Genomic DNA, 22491 nt, shown 5'->3' with positions numbered 1-22491 from the left:
TTGTTGATTTTCATAAATGAACATCTCCTTTTTCTGTGTGTTTTATTTGATTCTGACTACAAAACGCACGTGGTTCATTTTTAGATCACTCTTTTTTAAAAAAACTTAAAATTCTTTTTTTCTTCCCTGTGATCCTTCCACCTGACCAATTCGCATTATTATAGAAGAAAGCCGTTTTTTATTGGCTGAATGACAATAAAAAAGATTTCTATCCAATGTGAACTAAACAAGTAACGAACTGAAATTCGCTGCGGACGTTTTGGGCAGTGCAAAGATCAATGTTTCTGTTTCTGTCTCTGTCTCTGTCTCTGTCTCTGCATCGCTGCGCTAGCTTCGGGACATGAAAATGCGTTGCCACTTCGCGGGATAGCGACTTTAAAATGAACTTTTTACGTGTTGCATCAAATTTACTTGCGGCATTCTATTTTTACTTGTGGAAACCAATGTGTAACTTGCAGCAAAAGCTAACTTACTTGCGGAAAACCGCTTTTTACTTGCAGCATCCAACTTGCGGAAAACGACGATTTACTTGCTCCATCTTGATTTTACTTGTAGCAAATGGCCACTTACTTGCGGCAACACACACCCCCTGCACAGCAATAGAACATTTCTCATGTTACAAAGCTACCGAGGCGTTAAATAGAATTTGATTCTTTAAATCCAATTACACAAAGTGGCCCTCCTTATTTTTTAATAGAAGGAGGGCGATTTTTCTTGATCGAATAAGATTTTAATTAAATAAATGCTCCAACATCATTGTCATCCCGCAGCAAATTGGATAGAATGAGTCTTATCAGAAAAATTACATAAAATTACGTAACCTTATCAAGAGAGGCAGAGGGACTGGCCCTATGACGCCCGGCAACCGCTAGTATGACTAGTATGGTGCCAAATCCAACAAAGCAGCGATGCTTTGAGAGATGAGGGAGAGTCTGTTCTTGCTATGGCGCTTAACTCTTCCTCTCGCGAGGGGGAGTTTTTTTTATGTGGAGGAGTGATTGGATGAAATTGAACAAAGCAGACCGCATCAAACGGACCCGCGTACCGGTGGCCGATCCCGCACTTGCTGACCGCTTGCCGCCCGGACAAGTGCTGACCGAGCGCTTTCCCGTTTTGCATGAAGGCGAAGTGCCGGAATACAATATGGACGACTGGACGTTGAAAATCTATGGCCGTGTCGAGCAGGAAGTGACGTTGTCGTATAAAGACATTATGGAATTGCCGCAGACGACGGTACAGCGCGACATCCATTGTGTGACACGCTGGTCGCGCTTTGATAATTCGTTTACCGGCGTGAAGTTCCAGGACTTGATGAAAGCGCTCGGCGTCACGCCGAATAGCCAGTACGTCATGCTCCACGGCGATTACGATTACACGACGAATGTCGCGCTCAGCGATTTGGACCGTGAAGATGTGCTGCTCGCCCATTCACTGGACGGTGAACCGTTGACGGCTAAGCACGGCTACCCGCTGCGCTTTGTCGTGCCGCATCTGTATTTCTGGAAAAGCGTCAAATGGGTGCGCGGCATCGAATTTGTCGATGAGAACCATCCCGGCTTCTGGGAACAGAACGGCTTCCATTTGAACGGCGATCCTTTCAAAGAAGAACGTTTTTCAGGGGAAGACTTGGAAATTCCGGATGATGAATGGGAAAAGAAAGAATTTGATTGAATGCAAAAAACGGCTCATCCACTGCGGATGAGCCGTTTTTGATATTTTATTTTATCGTAGTGTATTTTTTCACGGCTGGCAGAATCTCGGTCGCAATCAGTTCGATGTTGCGCTCGATCCGTCCGAACGGTACGCCGCCGAAATCCATTTGGGCGATATAACGCTGGTGGCCAAACACTTCGTGCTGATAAAGAATCTTTTCGATGATCTGCTGCGGACTGCCGATGTTCATCACATGATGGGGATGCGCACCTTGCATGAAATGAGGCTGCGGAAAACCTCGGCCGTTCGTACGCATCATGCCTTTATCCACATGGGGATAACTTTCTTCGAATGCCTGCTGGGTCGTTTCTGCGGCGTTGAAAAATCCCGCCGTCGCAACCGGAAACTCTGCTGGGTCAAAGCCGTTTTCGGCTAGAGCTTCGCGGTAGACATCAATCGAATGCCCGAAGCTTTCAGCCGGTCCGCCAAGTGTCGCAAGCATCATCGGCACGCCCGCCTGCCCGGCCTTTCTGGCGCTCGATGGATGGCCGCCGACTGCGCGCCAGATCGGCAAAGAGCCGTCATGCGGACGCGGAATCACTTCAGCGTCGCGCAGCGATGCGCGGAATTTGCCGCTCCAATTGAGTTTTTCCTGGCGGTTGATTTCGAGCAGGAGCTTGAATTTTTCTTCATATAATTCCTCGTAATCCTGGACGTTATAGCCGAGCAGTTCAAAAAGCCCGATGCGCGAAGCGCGCCCCGCAATGATTTCCGCCCGTCCTTCCGAGATCAAATCGATTGTTGAAAAATCCTCATAGACCCGCACCGGATCGGACGTACTGATAATTGTCGATGAACTGCCTATCTTGATGTTCTTCGTTGCTTGCGCTATCGCGCTCAACACAACGGTATGCGCCTGCGTCGCGAAAAATTCCTGATGGCTTTCGCCGACGCTGAAGAAATCCAAGCCGGCCTGGTCCGCGAGCTTCGCCATTTCGATGATTTCCTTGATTCGTTCCCCCGCAGTGATGCGGTTTCCTGTATGCGGATCCGGCAAATGATCGCCCAGCGTATAAATGCCGAACTCCATGCCTTTGCTTTGGTCAATGCGGTATTTCTCCATATTCAACAGCCCCTCAATTATGTAGATTGAATCGTTCTCCTGATATCAGTATATCTGCCACACAAGGAGGCTGTTACTATTTCGCTCATAAGCGTGCCAAGTTCAGGCTTTGGTCTGAGGAACAGGAAGCCACCCACTGTTTACTCCGCCTGCTTCGCCACAATCGCAAAATAAGTCCCCGGTTCGGACGAATACGCGACGCGTTCGAATTCCGCCTGAAAACCTGCCTGCTTAAGCAGCGTTCGCCATTCAGGCATGGAAAACAAGCCCGAGCGCGTACTGTCATGTTCCCGCGTAATGCCTCCGCTGTCTTTCAGGATGTACAGGTATTCCGTTTCGGTCGCATGGTCATGCGGATTGCTGTCGAATGTCCATTCCAAATAGCGCATGCCGCGGTCCCCGCTGTCCGTGCCGCCGTGGTTCGTCGTGGGCTGGAAAGTTTCCGTGAACTGGTCGGCCATGATGAACAGTATGCCATCCTCATGGAGATGCTTTTTCGCATTTTCCATCACCGCAAGCAAATCGGCAGTTTCCGTGAAATACATGATGGCGTCGTGTATGAATACCAAATCGAAACCGGTGCCCGCATCAATGGTGCGCATATCGCCCTGCAGATGCGGCAGCTCCGGATTCAGCTTGCGGCTCACTGCGAGCATATCTTCGGACAAATCGCTCAGCGTCATGGCGAAATGCTGCTTCAGGTAAAAAGCATTGCTGCCGCCCCCGGATCCGAATTCCACCGCTTTTTTCACTTCCGGATGATGGCGCCGAATAATGTCCAGATACAGCGACGCCTCTTCCTCATACTCCGTATGCGGTGACATGAGCGGCCACCAATCCGCCAATTCCTTGTACAGTTTCAAGGCGCGTCCCCCCTTGCCTAGAGTTTTTTGACGAGCGTTCCTGCGTAGCGGTCATGCGGGAACACCGCTCCGCCATTCCCTTCAAAGCTTTTGCGGTCCTTCAAATAACTCATGCTGCTGAGGGAATCCCGGTGCATCGCGCGTTTCAGCAGCTGAGCTGTTGTCGGTTTTCCGCCGTCTGCTGTGACAATCTTGATGCCCATCGCCTTCTGGCCGAGCGTCTGCCCGGCAAGCCCGATTTCAGCCGCTTCCAAGCCCCATAACACAACTGACGGCATGATGACGTTCGGGACAAAGCCGGTCTTCACTTTCTTTTTCACCAGCGGCTCCAATGCAGCCGACACCGCAGATGATACGGCCATGTCAATCAGCATCGCTTTCAGCCTTTTCTTCGTTAACTCGTTCATTTTTCTTCCTCCTCTATTTTTCACCTTCCATCTATTTCGACAGCGCCCACTCGAATTCCTAGCGATTTCCCAGATTTCCATTTCCCCCTTCCCTGCGTAGCGGCTTAAGCCCTGGTCCTGTATGATAAATAATAAAAGAGGTGATGACCGTGATTTTCTTTGCAATTTGGCTCGCGTTGATCGGCTATGCCGTATTTCTTGCTCCCGGCGGCGACAGCGACCCCATCCTTACGCAAATCTTCAGCGGGCAATTGGGAGGCATCGATCCGCTCGTCCTGGCTGTTTTCAACTCGCTTGGCTTGTTTCCAGCCGTTTTTTTGACGCTGCTCCTGCTCAATGACCGCCAGCGCTGGCCCGCATGGCCCGCAGCGATCGCCTCGTTCGTCATCGGTGCTTTCGCGTTGCTGCCGTATTTTGCATTCGGCGCAAAGCCGCCGCAAAAAAAGCTGCGGACGCCTAAATGGCTCGTACGTTTTCTGTCTTCGCGCATCTGGCTCGGTGCATTGATCGTGCTTTGGGCCAGCAATCTCTTGACGCTGCTCCAGGGATTTTCACTGGCAGCTTACCGCGAAGCCTTTTTCGCCTCCAGCCTGGTATCGGTCATGAGCGTGGACTGGTTTGTACTGTGGGGCTTGTCCGTCTATACCGTCTACCGTTTTTATCCGGATGCACATAATAAAGCATTAGCCTGGATTCCAATCCTTGGTCCGGTATTGGTGCTGTTTGGCAATCGGCAGTTGCTTCAACCGGATGAAAACCGGGAGAACGCTCAATGAAAAAAACGCCTTGGCCCGAATTCCGACGGGTCAAAGGCGTTTTCTATTGTTTGTGCAATCCAGAACTGCGTTCATCCAAAAATCGCTTTACTGTCTTCTGTGCTGATCGGCAGCGAGGAATGTTCGTGTGTAATCTGCCAAGACCCATCCACTTTTTCCAGCAAGAACGTAAAGCGGTTGACCATCTTCCGCAGTTCCTTGCCTTCCCCGTCGACTGCCGCAAAACTCATATTGCCCTGTACATGCGCAAGGTCTGTGTTTTCCTTGCTGGATTCACCAGACAATTCCGTCCGCAGCCACATGCCTTCTTCCAGGCCGATGAACCATTCCGTTACGGCAGCCTTCCATTCTTCAATGCCATTATACTCCCAGCTGTTCCAGCAATCGTAGAGCTGGACATCCGGCGCATAGGGGGCGAGGAACTTCTCGACGTCTTTTTCATATACCGCATCCTTGTAATTTTTGAACACATCGCTGACTTCTGCAAACATAAAATGCCTCCTTTTTTATACTTCTTTGGATTATTGTTCGCCACAAGACGCATAACTTCCTGCATGCCGCCTTTTCTCAACAACGCAAAAAACGGACCTGCCGCCTTCGCAGGATCCGTTTTTATTGGCGTTTTTATTTGCGGTAATTGACCTGCTTGGAGACGATGCGCATAAACTCGTCGAACGACGGCGCGATTTTGGTCCAATGATGGTACCATTTGCGGATCGTATCGAGCAGCCAGAACGGCATCGGTTTGCCATCGATGAGCGAGTAATATTCGCGGTACGCTTTGTAAAGATGCTCCCAGCGGAAATCGTTGCCGGGCTTGATGTATTCCGATACATCGAGCAGTTTGGCGCGGCCATCCTGCAAAAGAATGTTCTTCAAGTGGATATCCCGCGGATTCAGCCCTTTTTCCCGCACATACGCCCTGGCGTTTTCAACATCCTTGATTACCTGTTCCGGTACGCGGACGCCCTGCAGCAGGCAATCGAACAGCGTCAGCCCTTCCTCAAACTTCAGAACCAATAGGCGATCCGTCGCGCCATAGCATTCCGAGAAATTAGGCGACGAGCCGAGCCTGCTATAAACTTCCGCCTCCGCTTCGAGCTTGTCTTTCTTGCCTTCTGCGTAGATTTTGAATGCATAGCCGGGAGCAGACAGCGATTGGAACACCGCGGCATCCGTGCCGACGCCGATGCAGCGGAATCCATCCACCGCCCCTTCGATTGTGACCGGCTCGTTATCGGGGTTTTCCGTTACCGTGATGAGTTCCAGCGCTTTAGCCGCGTTTTGCCATTGTTGTTCCATGCCGATTCCCCCTTTTCGCTATTATAAAGGAACAATTGAGAAGACTGACAGCGTGATGTACTTGGCAGTTTCTGGCATCAGCCTGGCGAGTTTTCACTCCAAAACGTGATTAGCAATAAAAATATAATGAAGAAAGGCAAAAAGACCAATGTCAGGATGTATTCCCTTGATTCTTTGGCGTATTTCCATTGTAAAAATGCTTGAAAAAAACTGAAGACGACCCAATAAACAATCCAAAACCACAGCATGCGCCAAGGGCTTCCACTTAATGCAAATGGCAGAAAACATAAGCCGACTACCAAGATAAGGCCTCTTCCCCAGCGTTCAATCTTTTTCCCCTCTGTTTCAGACAACTTCACTTTTTCGACCTTCAGCCATTTTCTCAAAACAAATTCAAGCCCAAGAAAAACGGCTGCACCCCCAACTAAAAAGAGTAAAAATGCGCCAAGTCCCATCCCAATCCCCCTCCTCTTTCCTATATCTTCACTTCACTAATTAAAACCCATTACGCCAAAGAGAAAGAGCATGGCCAACCCATACGTTACGAGAGTCATTTGATATTTTTTCGATCCTTTCAACAATTTCCATTCAAAATATACTTTCACACCAGCAACAGCTGTAAATATCCCCATCAATCCAATAAAAAAAGCGCCTGCGCCTTGCAGAAGCATAACAGGGAAAAGCATTAGCAAGCCGACAGACATTGCCCATTTGCTGCCGCGCGCGATTTTTTCTGCAGGTACACTTTGCAGCACCCCTTCATCAATCGCAAACCATTTGCGATTCAAGCCTTCTAAAATAAACAACAAAAGCATAGCTGCGTTGAACCATAAAAAATAACTTAAAAATCCCATTCCGCCCCTCTTTCCTTAACGATAGTTTCACTTTACTCACATGTCGTCCTTCTTATTGAACAGCAGATTCGAAAAAATCCGATTCTTCGAATGACTTTTCATCGGAAACTGAACATAGTTATGATCAGCAGCATGCCAAAAACATAGGAAACGAGCGTCATTTGGTATTTTCTCGACCCTTTTAACAGCTTCCATTCAAAAAACGCTTCGACTGCTGTAATTGTCGTAAGAAGCATAAGCAGCCAAAAAATATAAGCATCGAAGTCTTGAGCCACAAGCGGAAAAAGACAGAGCAAAGCGATCACCGTTGTCCACCTTGTCCAACTTTCTATTTTCTTTGCAGACGCACTTTCGAGTACTTCTTCATCAATCGCAAACCATTTTTTGATCAACCGGTCAAACACAAAAGATATTCCAATGATTCCTGCAAGGAACAAGATGAGCCAAAGAAACTCCATCCCCTCCACCTCTTTCCTGAAGTAAAAAATAATGGGCTGGCTTCAGTTCTGCCCTATCTATCTCTTCTTTATTATACGGACAACTTGGAGAATAGTTCCATTAATTCTGGAATATTCTGACACGTAAACTTTACAAACATTTACGCTCCCTTTACAGCCCCTCAGCAATCACCTGCCATACTGGACATAGAAACCAGTGAGAGGGGATGGAGACGAATATGAGGATTGCCGTCATGGGAGATTTGCATTATCCAGCGCTTGAAGAGGGCTCTGCCCATATCGCAGAAGACCGCGATGTGTTTTACGCGCGTTTCCTGGAACAATTCTTTTCGGTACCGGCTGATCTGTACGTATCCATTGGCGACTTGACGAATTTCGGCTGGCGCAATGAGTTCGAGGAAGTCTACGCCATCATCAATGGCCACCAAAAACCGTTCATCCAGGTCCTTGGCAACCACGACGCCTATGCTATGCCGCGCCGCGAAGTGTTGGCAGCGACCGGACAGCCGCGTTTTCAGCTCATTGAAACAGACACTGCTGCATTGGCATTCCTCGACACGGCAAGAGAACAGGATTTCACCGACTGGGGCGGCACTCTCGATGCCGAGCAGCTCGAATGGCTCGAAACCACGGTTGCCAATTCCAGCGACAAGCCGCTCATCGTCTTTGGCCACCATCCCGTCCACGGCACAACGGCAAATTCCACGCGCGACAAGCGCAGCATCCCGCCGAATATCCCCGTCTGGGACATCCTGAGCAAAAAAGCCGGCAGCGGCCTCTACGTCAATGGCCATAACCACGTCAACTCCACCGCCGCACGCGAGCAATGGCATTTCCTGCAGATCGCCGCTATACTCGATGAACAGGCCATGCGCCTCATCGAAATCTCGGAGGACTCGATCACCATCGACTTTATCGATCTGCACGATCCCGAGCTCAATAAACGCGCCGTAACGATCGGCAACGCCATCAGCCATTTCGAGCTGAAGCGCGAATCGGCCGTCGAAGCGGCAGGCACGAATCATGTGATCCCGATTTTGAAGCAAGTATCGGCAAGCGCCAAACAGTTATAGAAATAAAACAAAGATCCGCCCTTCGATTTTTCGAAGAGCGGATCTTTTATGTATATGAGCAGCACTGAAATCTTTCTCTTAAAATAAAGTTCAATCACCCCAAAATATATAACCGCCATTTGGATATTTATGTTAAATTTTAATAGAGCTTATTTAACTAACCCTCAATCATTAAAAATCCTATTCTAATCCACGGAGGTTTGCATGAAAATATTATGGCTGATTTTGTCTTGCTGCCTGCAGCATTCTTCTTTCATCTTTATGAATTTGGCCAACACGTGAAAGGCGAAGATGCACCCTTCTTATTGGTAGGTACTGTGCTGTTTATTGTCGCAACAGGGATTTTATCCAGTTACATTAAAATCTCTTATATATTCTTGGTTAACATTATTGCAGGCTCCTTTTCATTCATTCTGGCTATGTATTTTATTCCGGATGACGGTTGGTTTAAGCCGGTAGGCAGAGATGGTGCCGTCCTATTTTTAGCAGTCGTTTTCTTTTTGGGACAATTGCTGGTAAGAAGCTTTTCAAAGCCAATTTTGATGAAAAAGGAGATGCGTCCATGAAGAAATGGCTGATAGCACTGATTGGCATAGCGGTGGTGGTGCTTAGCGGGTATGCCTTTTTATCAAATGGGTTTTCCAATATCGAAAACATCAAAGTACAAACTTATGACAGCAGCACCGATGAATACGGCGAAGCAAAAATCATTACTGACGAAGCCACGCTCAAGAAAGTGACGAAGTTTCTCAACCGGGCGAATCGTGAAACGAATGTCCATTACGAAATGAGCCGGCGCGAGGATTACAAGATCGCGGTTTATTATGAGAATGGCATGTCTGATAATTTTTATGCTTGGAATCACCCAGGACTGAATGTATTTTTGAAGTGGCCAGCCGAAAGTGGCGTATTGCGAGTTGAAAATAAGAGCCACCGGACCGAGCTTCTTGAAATTCTGAATGACTAAAACCTCTTTCCAGCCAAATTGCGAACCGGCCATTTCTTCCATTCTTTTCGGCACGATTCATTTTTATAAAAACCAAAACAAACCCGCCGAGTGAAAAATCGGCGGGTTTGTCTTTTGAAATTCCTCTATCGCATGCTCTTTTGCCTTAAATATTACTGTGCCGTCATGCCGCCGTCTACAACAAATTCCGAGCCGGTCGAATAGCTGGCTTCATCCGACGCCAAAAATAACACCATGTTGGACACTTCTTTCGATTCAGCGACGCGTTTCAATGGAATATGTTTCGCAAACGCCTCTACCGCAGCTTTCGTGTCTTCTTGCATGACCATCGGGGTCGCAATGACGCCTGGGTGCACAGAGTTCACGCGAATGCCGTAGTTTGCACATTCCATTGCAGCCGCTTTCGTCATGCCGCGCACGGCGAATTTCGTATCGGTGTAGCCGATGGCGCCTGCTACTAGGCCGTTCATCGACGAGATGTTGACAATCGAGCCGCCGCCTGCTTTTTGCATCGACGGGATAACCGATTTCATGCCCAAGAAAACAGACACCTGGTTGATGTCGACGATGCGGCGGTATTCCTCTTCCGTCATCTGCAGAATCGATTTGGCCATCGTGATGCCAGCGTTGTTCACGAGTATATCCACCTGTCCAAACGCTTCTTCCGCTTGAGACACGACTTTTTCCCAGTCAGCAGCGCTTGTAACGTTATGTTTGATAAACAACGCACTTTCTCCAAGCTCTGCAGCAAGCGCATTCCCTTTTTCTTCATTCAAATCAGTTAATACGACCTTTGCACCTTCTTCAACAAACCTTTTGGCATGTGCGGCTCCCATGCCTTGTGCCGCTCCAGTTATGATAGCGACTTTTCCTTGTAAACGGGCCATGTGCAATTCCTCCTCAAATTCAAATAAATACACTACACTTGTAAATTTACAGATTAATCAACGACTTGTCCAATGAAATAAAGAGATGTCATAATAAGTTCATGGATCCGTTCTTTTTAGAATCTACAGGAGGCTCTCACATGACAACGAGCGAAGACCGGCGTATTATACGCACACAGAAAAAACTGAAGGAAGCATTGCTTGCGCTGCTTAATGAAAAAGAGTTCTCCAACTTGTCGATTACCGAAGTCACTCAGCGAGCCGGGTGTAACCGCGTTACATTCTACGCGCATTTCACCGATTTAAATGCGCTGCTGCATGCCATTATCGGCGATTACCTGCAGGAGCTGCAGGCTTATTTCCGTAAAAGCTTTAAAAACCGGGAGCGCTTTTCCTCCACCGACATCGAGCGCCATCTCCCAATCTTCGAGTTCCTATATGAGAATCAGTTTCTCTCTGCCCTCATCATCCAAGGAGAAGTGCTGCCGGGGTCACAAAACCAGTTTTGCGAAAGCTTAGTTGAAATCTCCGCAAACGAATTGCGGCTGGAAGAAGCGAGCGCCGTGGAAATCCCGGCCCTCAATTACTTCATGGTTTACGGCAGCCTCGGCTTTTTCATCCATTGGGTGAAGGAGGATTTTAAGGAACCCCCTTTCACCATGGCAGAAAAACTGGCTGAGCTGCACGGCAGGATGTATACGGGCGCGGTTATTGTAGAGGAATAACAGCAATGGCATGTTTTCGCCATAGAAAAACTGCAGCTCCATCGCCAGTGATTCTGGCAATGGAGCTGCAGTTCACTTGTCGGATGGGTTCTTGTGTATGTGGATAGATTCAACCGAAACCGAGGATAACTTTCGCGTTATGGTAGACTTCGCCACCTTATCCACAGGTGGGTAACTCTTTCCCAAAACCCTTTTCTGTCTTTTCCACAGTTGCCGGCTGAAAACCGCTTCTTTCTTCTTCCTCTCTACTTTTTTCCGAGCTTTTTCCAGGCATGCGCGCCTCTTACCCAGCCGCCGATCGCCGCTCCCATCGCCGACATAGGACTGTCGAATTCGATATCTTCCATAACCAGCAGCTTGCCATGCAGCGGAATGATCAATTTGCTGAGCAGCAGCTCTTCCCGCAGGCGCACGTATTTCTTCGGGCATTTCGGCGAAGTTGATGGCGCGAATTTAGACCCCAGCTTGACGACAAAACGCTCGCCTTTGTAATACCCTTCCGCTTCCGCTCCGCGTTTTGACGTGATGTACAGCAGTTCCGGCGCTGCTTCCAACGGCGCCGGCCGCTGCAGCAAGCCCGATTCATACGGGTCCACCGCCTCCTGCGTGCCGGCCTCCAGATCGACCGCCAAAAACTGATACACTTCCCCGTAAATGTCATGCGCCACTTTCCGGATGACAAATTCCTGTGCCATTGCGCGTCCCCCTCTATACTCTTGTACCGCCTGCTCATATACACGCAGCCACTTTCTATATAGAGGAAATCAGCGGGAACAGCTACTTTTCACACAAATAAAAATGCCTTTTCCGCATAAAGCGGAAAAGGCATCCCTATCATTTCAACATTCAAGCTATTCTTTTATTCTACTGCGCCTTCCCATGAAGACATGCCCTGCGCCACGTTGACGAAGTCATAGCCTTCTTCAAGCAGCAAGTCGCTGGCTTGTTTCGAACGGTTGCCCGACTGGCAGATCACAACATATTTCGTATCTTCCTGCAGGCCTTCAAAATCGCCGCTTTGCAGCAAGCTGAGCGGTTTGTTCTCCGCTCCTGGAATGTGCGCTTGTTCGTATTCATACGCTTCGCGAACGTCCAAGACAGTGTATCCCGCTTCCTGCTTCGTTGCCACTTCGTCGATTTGAATCGTTTCGTAGCCCGCGCCTTGGCCGCATGCCGACAGCAGCAATACGCCCACAACTGCCAGCAGCAGCATCAATCGCTTGTTCATTACTCGATTTCGCCGTCCCATGCCATCATGCCGCCTTCAACGTTTGTCACCTTATAGCCCTGGTTGTCCAGGAACTGGCAAGCGGAGCTGCTGCGCCCGCCGGATAGGCAGTTCACGTAGTATTCTTTCGATTTGTCCAATTCGTTCATCTTGAATTCCAATAAGCCCAAAGGCATGTTCACAGCACCTGGGATTTTCCCGCCAGCCACTTCCGACGCTTCGCGCACGTCGATGATGTTCACTTGTTTGCCTTCTGCCATTAATGCTTTCAATTCTTCAGTCGTAATCGATTTCATGTAATATTCCTCCTAATGGTTTGTGTTAGTTTGTTTTCATCAATAACTCAATCATTTTCTTCACTTTCAACTCCATGTCGTCTTCCGGCGCGCCGCTTTCTTCCAGGCAACGCTCCAGATTCTCACTGACGATGGCGCCAAGTGTGCGGTCAAGCGCATGGGTAACAGCACTGAGCTGTGCAACAACATCCGCACAGCCGCGCTGTTCTTCGAGCATGCGGACAACACCGGCCAGTTGGCCATCCACACGGGCGATCCGATTCTTCACCGATTTTGAATACCGCATGCTCCCCACCCCTTATTTGTTCAATAATTCAGCGACGCGATTAGCTACTGCCGAAACGTTCTGTACATTGACTTCAGCATACTTAACTTGAATCTGTTCCTGGAAGTTTTCATTGATTTCGAACAGTCTGACAGTAATAAATTTAATAATTAGAAAAGTCAGATTATCCTTTCCTTCTGTTATGTTTTTTACTAACCTCATATTATAATGTAGTTAATTAAAGGAGGTGAATAATAATGCCAACGATAGCAGCTAAAATCCTAATCTATACTAACGAAAATGAAGCTGAGTATTTAATGATGACCGCCAAAGCATACCAAAGAGCCTGTAACTTCTTATCCGAAAAAGTCTTTATTTCAAAAGAGTTAAACCAAGTAACGGTAAACAATTTATACTACAAAGATTTGAGAAATCTCTTCAGTTTGAAATCACAAATGGCTCAGTCTGTGATGAAAACCGTCATTTCTCGCTACAAGGCTGCCAAGTCAAACGGACATAATTGGTCATTGATTCGCTTCAAGCGACCGCAATATGACTTGGTATGGAATCGGGATTACTCGCTAAATAAAAATCTCTTCTCAGTCAATACTCTTGATGGACGTATAAAACTTCGATTCGAGAAGAAAGGGATGGGACATTTTTTTCAGGATGATTGGAAATTCGGTACCGCTAAGCTTGTCTTCCGACAAAAGAAATGGTTTCTCCACATCCCGATGACAAAGGAAATCCCGGACCTTGCGTTATCGGAAATCCACCACGTTGTCGGCATCGACTTAGGCATCAATTTCCTTGCTACGTCCTACGATAGCAAAGGCAAAACTACCTTTCATACCGGACGCAAGATGAAGCATAAGCGCGGTCAATACAAAGTGCTGCGCAAGCAACTTCAATTGCGTCACACCCCCTCTGCACGAAAAAGGCTAAAACAAATTGGTTCAAGAGAAAACCGTTATGTGACGGATATTAATCATCAAGTCACCAAGGCACTCGTTGAACAACATCCTAAAGGCACGCTTTTTGTTATAGAAGACTTAAGTAGAGTCCGTCAATCGACCGAAAGAGTGCATGTCAGAAATCGGTATGTTTCTGTTTCATGGGCATTTTATCAATTCCGTAAAATGCTTGAATACAAGGCATTATTGAATGGACAAAAGGTAGTCTCAGTGGATCCGAAATACACGTCTCAAACATGCCCGAAATGCGGACATATCAAGAAAGCAAATCTAAACAAGAAAAATCATACTTTTTGTTGTCAAAATTGCCAGTATAGATCAAACGATGACCGCATCGGAGCAATGAATCTGTATCGCAAAGGGATTGAATTTCTTGATACAGTTACCGCAAAAGTATAGCTTTTGCGGTAGGGGCGAAGTCAACCGTCCCCGATATTCCAGCATATTAAGGTAGGAGCACGAGCGGTGCGCTTGCACTACTGGCTTGGAATAAGTCTAAAAATTTTGCGTAAAACGCAAGAACTCGTCACCAAGTAGCGAGAGACAAACTCTTAACTTCTATCATGAGTTGTTGACCATCGTGCAATAAGGGCATGTATTCGTTGAGTATACGGTAACTTGGTTTGACATATTCGCTTCCTCCTCAAAATTAAATACCCCTTCGGGTATTTATAATATACCACAGGGGGTATATAGGTTGCAAGTGTTTAGATTAGAATTTACGATTATTTCAATAAAAAAAATGCCGATTCATCGTGAACCGGCATTTGCATCTTCGAATCGTTTTGCTCTACTGTCCGGACGCATCGCCGCTGCCAAGATACGCATCACAGCTAGTGGCCATTGCGCTTTCGAATCCAGTCATGAATGCGTCCGCCCGCTCCGCAGGGGTGCCATGATTCTTGTCTTCGGCCAAATCGTGTTGCCCCACGCCGGATAAGGTCTCCATCGTGCTTTCCACACCACCCGCTTCCAGCATGTCACTGCCATAAGCAGATTGCGCCCACACGCCTGTCAGGCATTCCGCATTCAGTTCCGTTCCTTTTACGGCTGCGAGCCTTTCCTGATCCGCCTCGGCAGGCAGCCATCCCCATTCACCTTGAAGCGAATGTGAATATAGGTGGGACAGCGCAACCACTACCGCAAAATTCGCGGCGTCGGCACCAGCTTCCGGATCCCCGTTCGGTGCCGCTTCACTTTCCCATAGGTCCATGGCGAGTTCATTTGCAAAAACGATTAAATCCTCCTCAGCACAATAGAAGGCATCATCTGGACCTGTAGAGCCCGCAGCGGTGCAATTGGTGGCCTCTGTCTCGCCGTCGTAAGTCAGAATGTAATCGACAAACGGCATATCGTGCCCTTCCTGAACCATCAGCTCTGCCCAAAAGTTATGGATATCATTGAGTGCCAGTTCGAGAAAACTAGTCATTGCCCCGCTGCTTTTATCTGCCGTAAATCCGTAGCTTATTGCTTCTCCAGATTCGGCAGTCCGCGCTTTTGGCAATTCGATCGTGTTAAGCTCCTTGCTTTCTTCAGCCGCCTGTTCGTCGGCAGGTTCGGCAGTGGAGCTTTCCTGTTCCGGCCCGCATGCCCCCAGCACCAACACCAGCAATACAGCAGAAAAGATTTTGCCGTTCAATTTCTTCACGGTAACTTCCCCTTTCTAAACTTGCCCTCCCTCCATTCATCGGAACGTTTCTCACCTCCGTTGCATACCGCCTTTATTTTCAATAAAAAATCGTACGCTCCTGCCTGTTGCCCCAGAGAGATATCTTCTATGTAGAAAAACCCGGTTTATTCACATTATATCATATTTATCTGATTATTCTGATAAATATATTGTTTTCGAACGCTCTTTACTGCCTCACCAATCATGCAGCGATGCGAAAAAAAGCCAAAGAAAAATGAGCCCGCACTGTTGTGGGCTCATCTCTTTTGCTTGCGGTATCATTTTAAAGGACGTTTCAAGCGGCAGCCCACTGGATTTATTCAAACAGCGGAGTTACCGGCTTTTCGTTATGGACGTGTTCGATCGCTTCCGCCAATAAAGGCGCGACGGACAGGATCGTGATTTTCGGAATGCGTTTTTCCTCAGGGATGCGGATGGTGTTCGTGACAACCAGTTCCGTGATGGCCGAATCTTCGATCAGCTGAACGGAATTGCCGGAAAGAACCGCATGTGTGCAGCACGCATAAACGGCTTTTGCGCCTCTTTCGACAAGCACATTCGCCGCCAATGCGACAGTCGTTGCCGTATCGATGATGTCGACGATGATGATGGCATTTTTGCCTTGGATATCGCCGACGATGTTGATCGTTTCAGGCTCGCCAGGATTCATCCGGCGCTTGTCGATAAAGCCGATCGGCACATCCAAATCGTTTGCCAGCTTACGGGCTCTGCCCAGACCGCCGTTATCCGGCGCGACAACGATGGCATCTTCCAATCCTTTTTCCTGGAAATGCGCCGCTAAAATCGTTTCACCCAGCAGCTGGTCCACCGGCATATCGAAAAAGCCCTGGAGCTGCGGCGCATGGAGGTCCATCGTGATGATGCGAGTGGCTCCTGCGGTTTCCAGCATATTGGCCACCAGTTTGGCCGTGATCGGCTCGCGTGAACTCGCTTTGCGGTCCTGGCGCGCATAACCGTAATACGGAATGACGACATTGATCGTTTCTGCGGATGCCCGCTTCAGCGCATCGATCATGATCAATAATTCCATGACATGCTCGTTGCTTGGCTGGGATGTCGATTGCACGAGGTAAACTTCCGCCCCCCGCACACTTTCCTCCAAGTGGATCTGGACTTCCCCGTCACTGAAACGCGTGATGGAGCTTTTCCCAAGCTCACAGCCCAGCAAATCCGCGATTTCCTTGGTTAATTCGGGATTTGAATTTAATGAAAACAACTTAAAGTTTTTTCGTAATTGATATGGCAATGTCGAATCCCCCTCCGCACAAAATTGGTATTCACAAGCTGCTTCTCCAGCCCTGCAATTCATAGCAGTTGCTTTCATAATAACCGTTTGACCGGGTTTTCGCCAACTTCCAGGGGCATTTTCCTGCAAATGACGGGGCACAATAAAGGATTCAAGATTTATACGCCGCTTTGGGCACAAAAAAGAACTGATCTGCTGCTGCAAGCGAAGAGACATTTGCTGCAAACAAAGCTTTCTTTCGGGCAAAAAAGCACACCGGCGAAACGCTTTTGCCTCAGTTTGGGAACAGGAAAAAGCGGTAAAAAATAAAACTTCCACACTAGTTCTATTTTCATTGGACTAAAGTCATTTGCAGGCGTACAATAAACAAAAATAATCTGAAAAAGGCAAACTTATCCGAAAGGGAAGGACGCAAAGCTATGAGCCTACACACCGATCACTCGGTGCACGGTCGTCAAGCTGCCAGGCTTCCATTCTGTGGGCCTCGGCTGACAGAATGGAGGAAATTAAATATGTTGAAAAAAGTGATGGTGATTGTCATGGCAGTCGTTTCATTGATGGCCTTTACGAGCCCGAACCAGGCCGAAGCAAGTGAAGTTCCCCAGCAAGCACGTGCAACGTGGCTTTGGAATCCTTGGATGTTTGTCAGCGACGAAGCCGGCACATTGGCTTTTCTGGAAAGCAAACAACTGAACAAAGTCTATGTCCAAATCGACCGGGACGTGCCAAAAGCCGCCTACGGCAGTTTCATCGGCAAAGCGAAAGCGCTGGGAATCGACGTTTATGCGCTCGATGGAGCCCCTTCATGGGTCGCGCCGAAGGGCTATGTAAACCAAGACCGCCTCATGGCGTGGCTGGCTGATTACCAAACGCAGGCAGCTGTAAACGCACGCTTTGCGGGTGTCCATTTGGACGTCGAACCGTATTTATACAGCGGCTGGAACACCAACCGGGCAGCCACGGTCAAAGCGTATCAAACGCTTGTCCAAAGAGCTCGAACCAGTACCGCTAAACTTGCGCTTCCGCTAGAAGCCGATATGCCTTTTTGGTTTGATGAGATTAAATACAAAAACACATTCGGCAGCGGCCTGCTCGCTGAATGGATCATCGCCAACACGAACGGCGTTACGATTATGGCGTACCGCGATTCCGCGCCGATGATTATCGACATCGTCAAAAACGAAATCGCCATGGCCCAGCGCCTCGGCAAAAGTATTGTCGTCGGCGTAGAAACCGGCACCACCGACGAAGGCAGCATCATCACCTTTGCCGAAGAAGGCGAAGCCTTCATGGAGCAGGAATTGGCCAAAGTCGCTGCCCATTACGCAGGAAATCCGGCGTACAAAGGAAATGCCATTCACCACGTCGGCAGCTGGCTGGCGCTGCAGCCGTAAACACATAAGACCTGTTGATGCATGCCATCAACAGGTCTTTTTTTTCGGCTATCCGGCATTTGCTCTGCCTCAAAGACGTAAAGAATGTCAACACGAAAACAATCATAAGCCAGCCTCCCCTAAGATTTATGAAATAAAAAATTTTCTATTTATACACAACTTTACATATTATGGTTGAAATTTATTATATTCCATAGATCAATAGAGTATAATAACAGACAGTTAAATCTTTTTTAAGTAGGTGAATTGGGATGCCCCCAATAAATTATAAAGCAATGCTTGCCAACCGGATGGAGCAGGATTTCTCCAAATGGACGGCCCAGCCGCACATACCCGAACGGGAAATTTACCGGTTTTTACATACGATGAAAGGCACGGCAGGCACCATCGGCCTGATAGAGCTGTCCGAGTTTTGCGGCGCACAAATGGCGTTTTTCGCAGAAGACAGCACCGCACTGCTGCCAATCGATTCAGTAAATGCCCTCATGGCCGCTTTGACGGCCTTTTTCACAACAGACGTGCCCGATTCGCCAGCAGCCGTGGACGCCACAAAAGATGCCCCGGTGAAAGAGTCATTCGTCTTGATCATTGACGCGGACGCCGAGTTTGCTTCTTCCATCAAAGAATCCCTCGAAGAAAAAGGCATTCCGGCCGTTATTGCGCTTACCGGCAAAAAAGGCATGGAGTTTTTCTATACCCTGCAGCCGCAGATGGTCCTTGTCGATCTGCAATTGCCCGATGTGGATGGATTTGAGCTCGCTGCCCGGATTTCCGAAGCCGCGAAAAGCCGCTACCTGCCGATTGCTGTAACCAGTGTCGATGGCCGCATCGAAAACCAGATCCGCACAATGGAAATCGGCGCAACCGATTTTCTTGCCAAACCTTTGACGATGCCCTTTTTTACCGCTTACGTCATGAACCGTCTGCAAAACCAAGAAGCGATTTCAAAAGGGACGCTTTTCGATGAACTGACAGGCGCCGGCAACCGGAAGTATTTCAATAACGTCCTGGCGCACATGACGACTTTGGCGGAACGGACCCGGAGCGCCTTCACCCTCGTCTTGATGGACCTCGACCATTTCAAGAAAGTCAACGATACCTACGGACACCCGGTCGGGGATAAAGTGCTGCAGGCATTCAGCCAGCTCGTCTTGGACATGAAACGGGAATCGGATTATTTCTTCCGCTACGGCGGAGAAGAATTTGCCTTGATCCTGCCGGACACAAAAGCACAGGCTGCCGCCATTTTAGTCGACCGCATCCGCTCCGCTTTTGCTGAAAGCGATTTTTCGTCCCTTGCCTCCGAGCCGTTCCAAGTGAACTTTTCCGCCGGCATCAGCGAATACCGCCTGAAACAGGACACGTTGGTGAGCATGGCAGACCAGGCGTTGTACCAAGCGAAAAAGAATGGGCGAAACCAGACGATTGTCTACGAACTGTCAAACGATGACCTGCGGCGCCACCTCAACATCATCATTGTCGACGACGATTCACTCGTGCGCAAATTGGTGTCGAGGCAATTTTCAGGCTGGAAACCCGATGACTTTGACATTTATATCGAGGAATATACGGACGGTGCCAGTTTCGTTGAATCCGACTGGTACAAACCGGACGAGAATTACATGATCTTGCTCGACGGCGTCATGCCGAAAATGGATGGCCTGGAAGTGTTGAACCAAGTGCGCAGCCAGTACCCGCACGAAAACATCGTCATTTCCATGCTGACTTCCCGCAACAACGAATCCGACATCGTCTTGGCGTTAAAGAGCGGCGCAGACGATTACATCCTCAAACCATTTTATGCACAGGAAATCGTGGCACGCGTTCAGCGGCTTACCATGAGGATGTTCAATTGACCATTTATTCTTTTTGGCTCCTGAATGTCTTCCTATTCCTCAGCCAGCTTGTCCTGTTGCTCATGCTGGCGCTGCGCAAACACAGGCTGTCGGAAAAAGAACGGACGATCAACGAACAATATGAAGACTTAACCGAGTCCTTCAGCTCTTATATGATGGACCCTGCCGATGACCGGTTCCTGCAGGAAATCCGCAGCACTCCCCACCAGACAGTCGTTCTTCAGCGCTTGCTGAATGGCTATGTGTCAGTGGCGAAAGGCAGCACCACTTCCCCGCTTGTCGCCCAATTGTCGGAAGATTTTTTGACAGAGCGCTACGCCAAACAGCTGACGCGGAGGAACTGGGCGATCCGGATGAACACCCTGTACTTTATCGAAGATTTCCATATGCAGTCGCTGGCGCCGATGCTGAAAGAAAAACTCCGAAAAACCACTCTCTTGGACCAGGAAACGCAGCAGCTGCTTCGAACCTTGGCTTCTTTGAATGAGCCCGAAACGCTGTCCGTGCTGGCGCAATATCCCGATGCGCCGGTGCGCCTTTACCTGGATATCTTCAAGCGCCTGGAAGAGCACACGCGGTCACAAGAGCTGAGCGCCGCTTTGCGGAATGAAACAAACAACAAGACATTGAAGCACGCGGCCATTTCTTATATCGGCATGGCCGGATTGATCGCGTTTCTTCCACGCATCGAAAGCGAGATGCAAAACAAAGACAGCGAGATGCGCATCCAGGCATTAAAAGCCATTTTCCATTTGCAATTCATCACCGACCCGAGCTTATTGCTGCCATTTTTCCAGTCGCTTTCCTGGCAGGAGCGGATGTTCGCTTCCCGCATTGCCGGCAGGCTGCAATTGTCCCGCTTTAAAGAAACACTCAGCGAGCTGCTGGGCGATTCGGTTTGGTGGGTCCGCTATTCCGCTGCCGAAGCGCTGGTGCAATTTGCGGATGGAGATATCCTTATTGCCCATTTAGCCGCCACCCATCCGGACCGCTTTGCCCGGGACATGGCAAGCCAGTGGAAATCGTCCCTTTTAGGAAGTGAAAACTAATGCATGCCTTTTTCCAAATTGCAGCGTATGTCATCATTGCGTATATGCTGTTTTCAAGCTTGAGCTACCTGCTTCTTTTTTTGCTGGCATTCCGAAAAGTGAAAAGAGAAGACAAACTCGATCGCAGAGAATCGACCGAAGATTTCCTGGGCAACCAAAACACGTATCCCGTATCGATCCTGGTTCCTGCCTATAACGAAGAAGTCGGCGTGGTCAGCACCGTCCGCTCGCTGCTGGCACTGGAATACCCTGAAAAAGAAGTTATCGTCATCGACGACGGTTCGAAAGACCAGACATCCGAGCGCATGATCGAAGCGTTCAACATGAAACAGATCCCTTTCGCTGTCCGCACCCACATTGAAACAGCCGAAATCACGGCCATTTACCAATCGACGGTCTTCCCGTATATCCGTTTGATCAAAAAAGCCAATGGCGGAAAAGCGGACGCACTCAACGCAGGCGTCAACTTGTCTTCTTACCCTTATTTCTGCGCCATCGACGGCGATTCGATCCTGGAAAATGACGGCTTGTTGAAAACGATGAAACCGATCATCGAGTCGGATGGCCAGATCATCGTCACCGGCGGCTCTGTCCGCATTGCCAATGGCTCCACCATTTCGCGCAGCAAAGTCGAAATCATCGACTTGCCAAAGAATCCCGTTGTGCTAATGCAGATCGTCGAGTATTTCCGCGCCTTTTTGATTGGCCGCCTCGCCTTGAGCCATTTGAACATTTTGCTCATCGTGTCCGGCGCTTTCGGCGTTTTCAACAAAGAACGCGTGATACAAGCCGGCGGCTACAATAAAAACACCGTGGGCGAAGACATGGAATTGGTGGTGCGCCTGCACCGCCTGCTGCGCGAAGAAAAGTCCAAGCAGCGCATTGAATACATCCCCGACCCTGTGTGCTGGACCGAAGCCCCCGAATCGCTCGAAGTTCTCCGGTCGCAGCGGATCCGCTGGCAGCGCGGATTATTCGAAACGCTTTGGTCCCATAAAAAAATGATGCTGAACCCGAAATACGGAGCTATCGGTTTGGTGTCGATGCCCTATTTCCTGTTTGTCGAACTTCTCGGTGCCGTATTCGAGTTTACCGGTTATTTCATCATCTTCGGCGGCTTTTTCTTCTCGCTCGTCGACCCGAATACGGCCGGCGTGCTGTTCTTGGTGACCATCTTCTACGGCTCGCTCATTTCAGCATTGGCCGTGCTGCTGGAAGAATTGACGCTCCACAAATACCCGAAAGCGTCCCATCTCGCGCGCCTGTATTTCTGGGCGCTGACGGAGGCTTTTTGGTACCGCCCGCTGATGGTGCTGTGGCGCGTCCAAGGCATTTTCGCGGCGTTCCAGAAAAAAGCCCATTGGGGCGACATGAAACGCAAAGGCATTTCATCTTAGTTTAAGGA

Annotated in this window: 26 protein-coding genes and 2 riboswitches; of the genes, 11 read left to right on the top strand and 15 right to left on the bottom strand. The window is 48.8% G+C overall.

Annotation, left to right across the window (positions count from 1 at the left end; genetic code table 11):
• Positions 1–819 precede the first annotated feature (819 nt).
• A riboswitch (SAM riboswitch) is annotated at positions 820–927 on the top strand.
• An 81-nt stretch (positions 928–1008) separates the two neighbouring features.
• Entirely contained in the window at positions 1009–1671 is a 663-nt protein-coding gene (locus EGV91_RS06715) for a sulfite oxidase-like oxidoreductase (protein ID WP_135501952.1), read from the top strand.
• A gap of 46 nt (positions 1672–1717) precedes the next feature.
• Here the strand turns inward: EGV91_RS06715 and EGV91_RS06710 are convergent, their stop codons facing one another.
• The 3 genes from EGV91_RS06710 to EGV91_RS06700 all read right to left on the bottom strand — a co-directional run bounded on the left by EGV91_RS06710 (position 1718) and on the right by EGV91_RS06700 (position 4046).
• On the bottom strand, positions 1718–2776 hold the full coding sequence (locus tag EGV91_RS06710; protein ID WP_135501937.1) for an LLM class flavin-dependent oxidoreductase: 1059 nt from the start codon (positions 2774–2776) through the stop codon (positions 1718–1720).
• Between the two features lie 140 nt (positions 2777–2916).
• A complete protein-coding gene (locus tag EGV91_RS06705; RefSeq protein WP_135501935.1) occupies positions 2917–3639 on the bottom strand; it encodes a class I SAM-dependent methyltransferase in 723 nt (240 codons plus the stop codon).
• 17 nt (positions 3640–3656) lie between these two features.
• Complete coding sequence (locus tag EGV91_RS06700; protein ID WP_135501933.1) at positions 3657–4046, bottom strand: RDD family protein; 390 nt, start codon at positions 4044–4046, stop codon at positions 3657–3659.
• 149 nt (positions 4047–4195) lie between these two features.
• Between EGV91_RS06700 and EGV91_RS06695 the strand changes: the two genes are divergently transcribed.
• The gene (locus EGV91_RS06695) at positions 4196–4822 is read left to right on the top strand and encodes a hypothetical protein (protein ID WP_135501931.1); all 627 of its coding nucleotides are present in this window, start codon (positions 4196–4198) and stop codon (positions 4820–4822) included.
• Between the two features lie 71 nt (positions 4823–4893).
• On the opposite strand, the gene EGV91_RS06690 is transcribed toward EGV91_RS06695, so the two are convergent.
• The 5 genes from EGV91_RS06690 to EGV91_RS06670 form a co-directional block, all read right to left on the bottom strand.
• Positions 4894–5313, bottom strand: a complete 420-nt coding sequence (locus tag EGV91_RS06690) for a YybH family protein (RefSeq protein WP_135501929.1) — start codon at positions 5311–5313, stop codon at positions 4894–4896.
• A 133-nt stretch (positions 5314–5446) separates the two neighbouring features.
• Positions 5447–6124 (bottom strand): protein kinase family protein, encoded by a 678-nt coding sequence (locus EGV91_RS06685; RefSeq protein ID WP_135501927.1) that lies wholly within the window; start codon positions 6122–6124, stop codon positions 5447–5449.
• Between the two features lie 77 nt (positions 6125–6201).
• Complete coding sequence (locus tag EGV91_RS06680; protein WP_135501925.1) at positions 6202–6579, bottom strand: DUF4181 domain-containing protein; 378 nt, start codon at positions 6577–6579, stop codon at positions 6202–6204.
• Positions 6580–6615: 36 nt separating this feature from the next.
• Positions 6616–6978, bottom strand: coding sequence for a hypothetical protein (locus tag EGV91_RS06675; protein ID WP_135501924.1), 363 nt, complete (start codon positions 6976–6978; stop codon positions 6616–6618).
• A gap of 98 nt (positions 6979–7076) precedes the next feature.
• Positions 7077–7436 (bottom strand): DUF4181 domain-containing protein, encoded by a 360-nt coding sequence (locus EGV91_RS06670; protein ID WP_135501922.1) that lies wholly within the window; start codon positions 7434–7436, stop codon positions 7077–7079.
• Between the two features lie 206 nt (positions 7437–7642).
• Here EGV91_RS06670 and EGV91_RS06665 point away from each other — a divergent pair, with 206 nt between their 5' ends.
• The 3 genes from EGV91_RS06665 to EGV91_RS06655 all read left to right on the top strand — a co-directional run bounded on the left by EGV91_RS06665 (position 7643) and on the right by EGV91_RS06655 (position 9476).
• Positions 7643–8509: a metallophosphoesterase family protein gene (locus EGV91_RS06665; RefSeq protein WP_135501920.1), complete on the top strand. Its 867-nt coding sequence runs from the start codon at positions 7643–7645 to the stop codon at positions 8507–8509.
• 215 nt (positions 8510–8724) lie between these two features.
• Positions 8725–9075 (top strand): hypothetical protein, encoded by a 351-nt coding sequence (locus tag EGV91_RS06660; protein WP_135501918.1) that lies wholly within the window; start codon positions 8725–8727, stop codon positions 9073–9075.
• Positions 9072–9476, top strand: a complete 405-nt coding sequence (locus EGV91_RS06655; protein WP_135501916.1) for a hypothetical protein — start codon at positions 9072–9074, stop codon at positions 9474–9476. Before EGV91_RS06660 ends, EGV91_RS06655 begins: the two co-directional genes overlap by 4 nt.
• Positions 9477–9628: 152 nt before the next feature.
• Here the strand turns inward: EGV91_RS06655 and EGV91_RS06650 are convergent, their stop codons facing one another.
• Complete coding sequence (locus tag EGV91_RS06650) at positions 9629–10363, bottom strand: glucose 1-dehydrogenase (protein ID WP_135501914.1); 735 nt, start codon at positions 10361–10363, stop codon at positions 9629–9631.
• Between the two features lie 140 nt (positions 10364–10503).
• Between EGV91_RS06650 and EGV91_RS06645 the strand changes: the two genes are divergently transcribed.
• Entirely contained in the window at positions 10504–11088 is a 585-nt protein-coding gene (locus EGV91_RS06645; RefSeq protein ID WP_135501912.1) for a TetR/AcrR family transcriptional regulator, read from the top strand.
• Positions 11089–11333: 245 nt separating this feature from the next.
• Here the strand turns inward: EGV91_RS06645 and EGV91_RS06640 are convergent, their stop codons facing one another.
• The 4 genes from EGV91_RS06640 to EGV91_RS06625 all read right to left on the bottom strand — a co-directional run bounded on the left by EGV91_RS06640 (position 11334) and on the right by EGV91_RS06625 (position 12898).
• A complete protein-coding gene (locus EGV91_RS06640; protein WP_135501910.1) occupies positions 11334–11783 on the bottom strand; it encodes a DUF4357 domain-containing protein in 450 nt (149 codons plus the stop codon).
• 164 nt (positions 11784–11947) lie between these two features.
• Positions 11948–12316 carry a rhodanese-like domain-containing protein gene (locus tag EGV91_RS06635; protein ID WP_135501908.1) on the bottom strand — a complete coding sequence of 123 codons (369 nt, stop codon included), beginning with the start codon at positions 12314–12316 and terminating at the stop codon, positions 11948–11950.
• A complete protein-coding gene (locus tag EGV91_RS06630; RefSeq protein WP_135501906.1) occupies positions 12316–12612 on the bottom strand; it encodes a rhodanese-like domain-containing protein in 297 nt (98 codons plus the stop codon). The genes EGV91_RS06635 and EGV91_RS06630 overlap by 1 nt, the downstream gene beginning before the upstream one ends.
• 25 nt (positions 12613–12637) lie before the next feature.
• Positions 12638–12898, bottom strand: coding sequence for a metal-sensing transcriptional repressor (locus EGV91_RS06625; protein ID WP_135501904.1), 261 nt, complete (start codon positions 12896–12898; stop codon positions 12638–12640).
• Between the two features lie 236 nt (positions 12899–13134).
• Between EGV91_RS06625 and EGV91_RS06620 the strand changes: the two genes are divergently transcribed.
• Positions 13135–14250 carry an RNA-guided endonuclease InsQ/TnpB family protein gene (locus EGV91_RS06620; protein WP_135501902.1) on the top strand — a complete coding sequence of 372 codons (1116 nt, stop codon included), beginning with the start codon at positions 13135–13137 and terminating at the stop codon, positions 14248–14250.
• Between the two features lie 391 nt (positions 14251–14641).
• On the opposite strand, the gene EGV91_RS06615 is transcribed toward EGV91_RS06620, so the two are convergent.
• Complete coding sequence (locus tag EGV91_RS06615) at positions 14642–15499, bottom strand: neutral zinc metallopeptidase (protein WP_135501900.1); 858 nt, start codon at positions 15497–15499, stop codon at positions 14642–14644.
• Positions 15500–15836: 337 nt separating this feature from the next.
• A complete protein-coding gene (locus tag EGV91_RS06610) occupies positions 15837–16787 on the bottom strand; it encodes a ribose-phosphate diphosphokinase (RefSeq protein ID WP_241666127.1) in 951 nt (316 codons plus the stop codon).
• A 375-nt stretch (positions 16788–17162) separates the two neighbouring features.
• Positions 17163–17254: riboswitch (cyclic di-GMP riboswitch) on the top strand.
• 45 nt (positions 17255–17299) lie between these two features.
• Between EGV91_RS06610 and EGV91_RS06605 the strand changes: the two genes are divergently transcribed.
• From EGV91_RS06605 to EGV91_RS06590, 4 genes are all read left to right on the top strand, one after another.
• Positions 17300–18181, top strand: a complete 882-nt coding sequence (locus tag EGV91_RS06605; protein WP_241666126.1) for an amidase — start codon at positions 17300–17302, stop codon at positions 18179–18181.
• Between the two features lie 251 nt (positions 18182–18432).
• A complete protein-coding gene (locus EGV91_RS06600) occupies positions 18433–20037 on the top strand; it encodes a diguanylate cyclase (RefSeq protein WP_135501898.1) in 1605 nt (534 codons plus the stop codon).
• Complete coding sequence (locus tag EGV91_RS06595; protein WP_241666125.1) at positions 20034–21086, top strand: HEAT repeat domain-containing protein; 1053 nt, start codon at positions 20034–20036, stop codon at positions 21084–21086. The genes EGV91_RS06600 and EGV91_RS06595 overlap by 4 nt, the downstream gene beginning before the upstream one ends.
• Entirely contained in the window at positions 21086–22483 is a 1398-nt protein-coding gene (locus EGV91_RS06590) for a glycosyltransferase family 2 protein (RefSeq protein ID WP_135501896.1), read from the top strand. The genes EGV91_RS06595 and EGV91_RS06590 overlap by 1 nt, the downstream gene beginning before the upstream one ends.
• The last annotated feature ends 8 nt before the right edge of the window (positions 22484–22491 follow it).

It is taken from the genome of Planococcus koreensis, assembly GCF_004761975.1.
GTDB lineage: Bacteria > Bacillota > Bacilli > Bacillales_A > Planococcaceae > Planococcus > Planococcus koreensis.
The sequence above is the reverse complement of the archived record's forward strand: the minus strand, read 5'-3'. Positions and strand labels throughout refer to the sequence as shown.

Coding starts and splice junctions, on each gene's coding strand:
- EGV91_RS06670 (WP_135501922.1), bottom strand. CDS start 7,436: ATGGAGTTTCTTTGGCTCATCTTGTTCCTTGCAGGAATCATTGGAATA.
- EGV91_RS06710 (WP_135501937.1), bottom strand. CDS start 2,776: ATGGAGAAATACCGCATTGACCAAAGCAAAGGCATGGAGTTCGGCATT.
- EGV91_RS06625 (WP_135501904.1), bottom strand. CDS start 12,898: ATGCGGTATTCAAAATCGGTGAAGAATCGGATCGCCCGTGTGGATGGC.
- EGV91_RS06640 (WP_135501910.1), bottom strand. CDS start 11,783: ATGGCACAGGAATTTGTCATCCGGAAAGTGGCGCATGACATTTACGGG.
- EGV91_RS06690 (WP_135501929.1), bottom strand. CDS start 5,313: ATGTTTGCAGAAGTCAGCGATGTGTTCAAAAATTACAAGGATGCGGTA.
- EGV91_RS06675 (WP_135501924.1), bottom strand. CDS start 6,978: ATGGGATTTTTAAGTTATTTTTTATGGTTCAACGCAGCTATGCTTTTG.
- EGV91_RS06590 (WP_135501896.1), top strand. CDS start 21,086: ATGCATGCCTTTTTCCAAATTGCAGCGTATGTCATCATTGCGTATATG.
- EGV91_RS06600 (WP_135501898.1), top strand. CDS start 18,433: ATGCCCCCAATAAATTATAAAGCAATGCTTGCCAACCGGATGGAGCAG.
- EGV91_RS06650 (WP_135501914.1), bottom strand. CDS start 10,363: ATGGCCCGTTTACAAGGAAAAGTCGCTATCATAACTGGAGCGGCACAA.
- EGV91_RS06680 (WP_135501925.1), bottom strand. CDS start 6,579: ATGGGACTTGGCGCATTTTTACTCTTTTTAGTTGGGGGTGCAGCCGTT.
- EGV91_RS06620 (WP_135501902.1), top strand. CDS start 13,135: ATGCCAACGATAGCAGCTAAAATCCTAATCTATACTAACGAAAATGAA.
- EGV91_RS06630 (WP_135501906.1), bottom strand. CDS start 12,612: ATGAAATCGATTACGACTGAAGAATTGAAAGCATTAATGGCAGAAGGC.
- EGV91_RS06645 (WP_135501912.1), top strand. CDS start 10,504: ATGACAACGAGCGAAGACCGGCGTATTATACGCACACAGAAAAAACTG.
- EGV91_RS06655 (WP_135501916.1), top strand. CDS start 9,072: ATGAAGAAATGGCTGATAGCACTGATTGGCATAGCGGTGGTGGTGCTT.
- EGV91_RS06685 (WP_135501927.1), bottom strand. CDS start 6,124: ATGGAACAACAATGGCAAAACGCGGCTAAAGCGCTGGAACTCATCACG.
- EGV91_RS06660 (WP_135501918.1), top strand. CDS start 8,725: ATGGCTGATTTTGTCTTGCTGCCTGCAGCATTCTTCTTTCATCTTTAT.
- EGV91_RS06665 (WP_135501920.1), top strand. CDS start 7,643: ATGGAGACGAATATGAGGATTGCCGTCATGGGAGATTTGCATTATCCA.
- EGV91_RS06700 (WP_135501933.1), bottom strand. CDS start 4,046: ATGAACGAGTTAACGAAGAAAAGGCTGAAAGCGATGCTGATTGACATG.
- EGV91_RS06635 (WP_135501908.1), bottom strand. CDS start 12,316: ATGAACAAGCGATTGATGCTGCTGCTGGCAGTTGTGGGCGTATTGCTG.
- EGV91_RS06605 (WP_241666126.1), top strand. CDS start 17,300: ATGTTGAAAAAAGTGATGGTGATTGTCATGGCAGTCGTTTCATTGATG.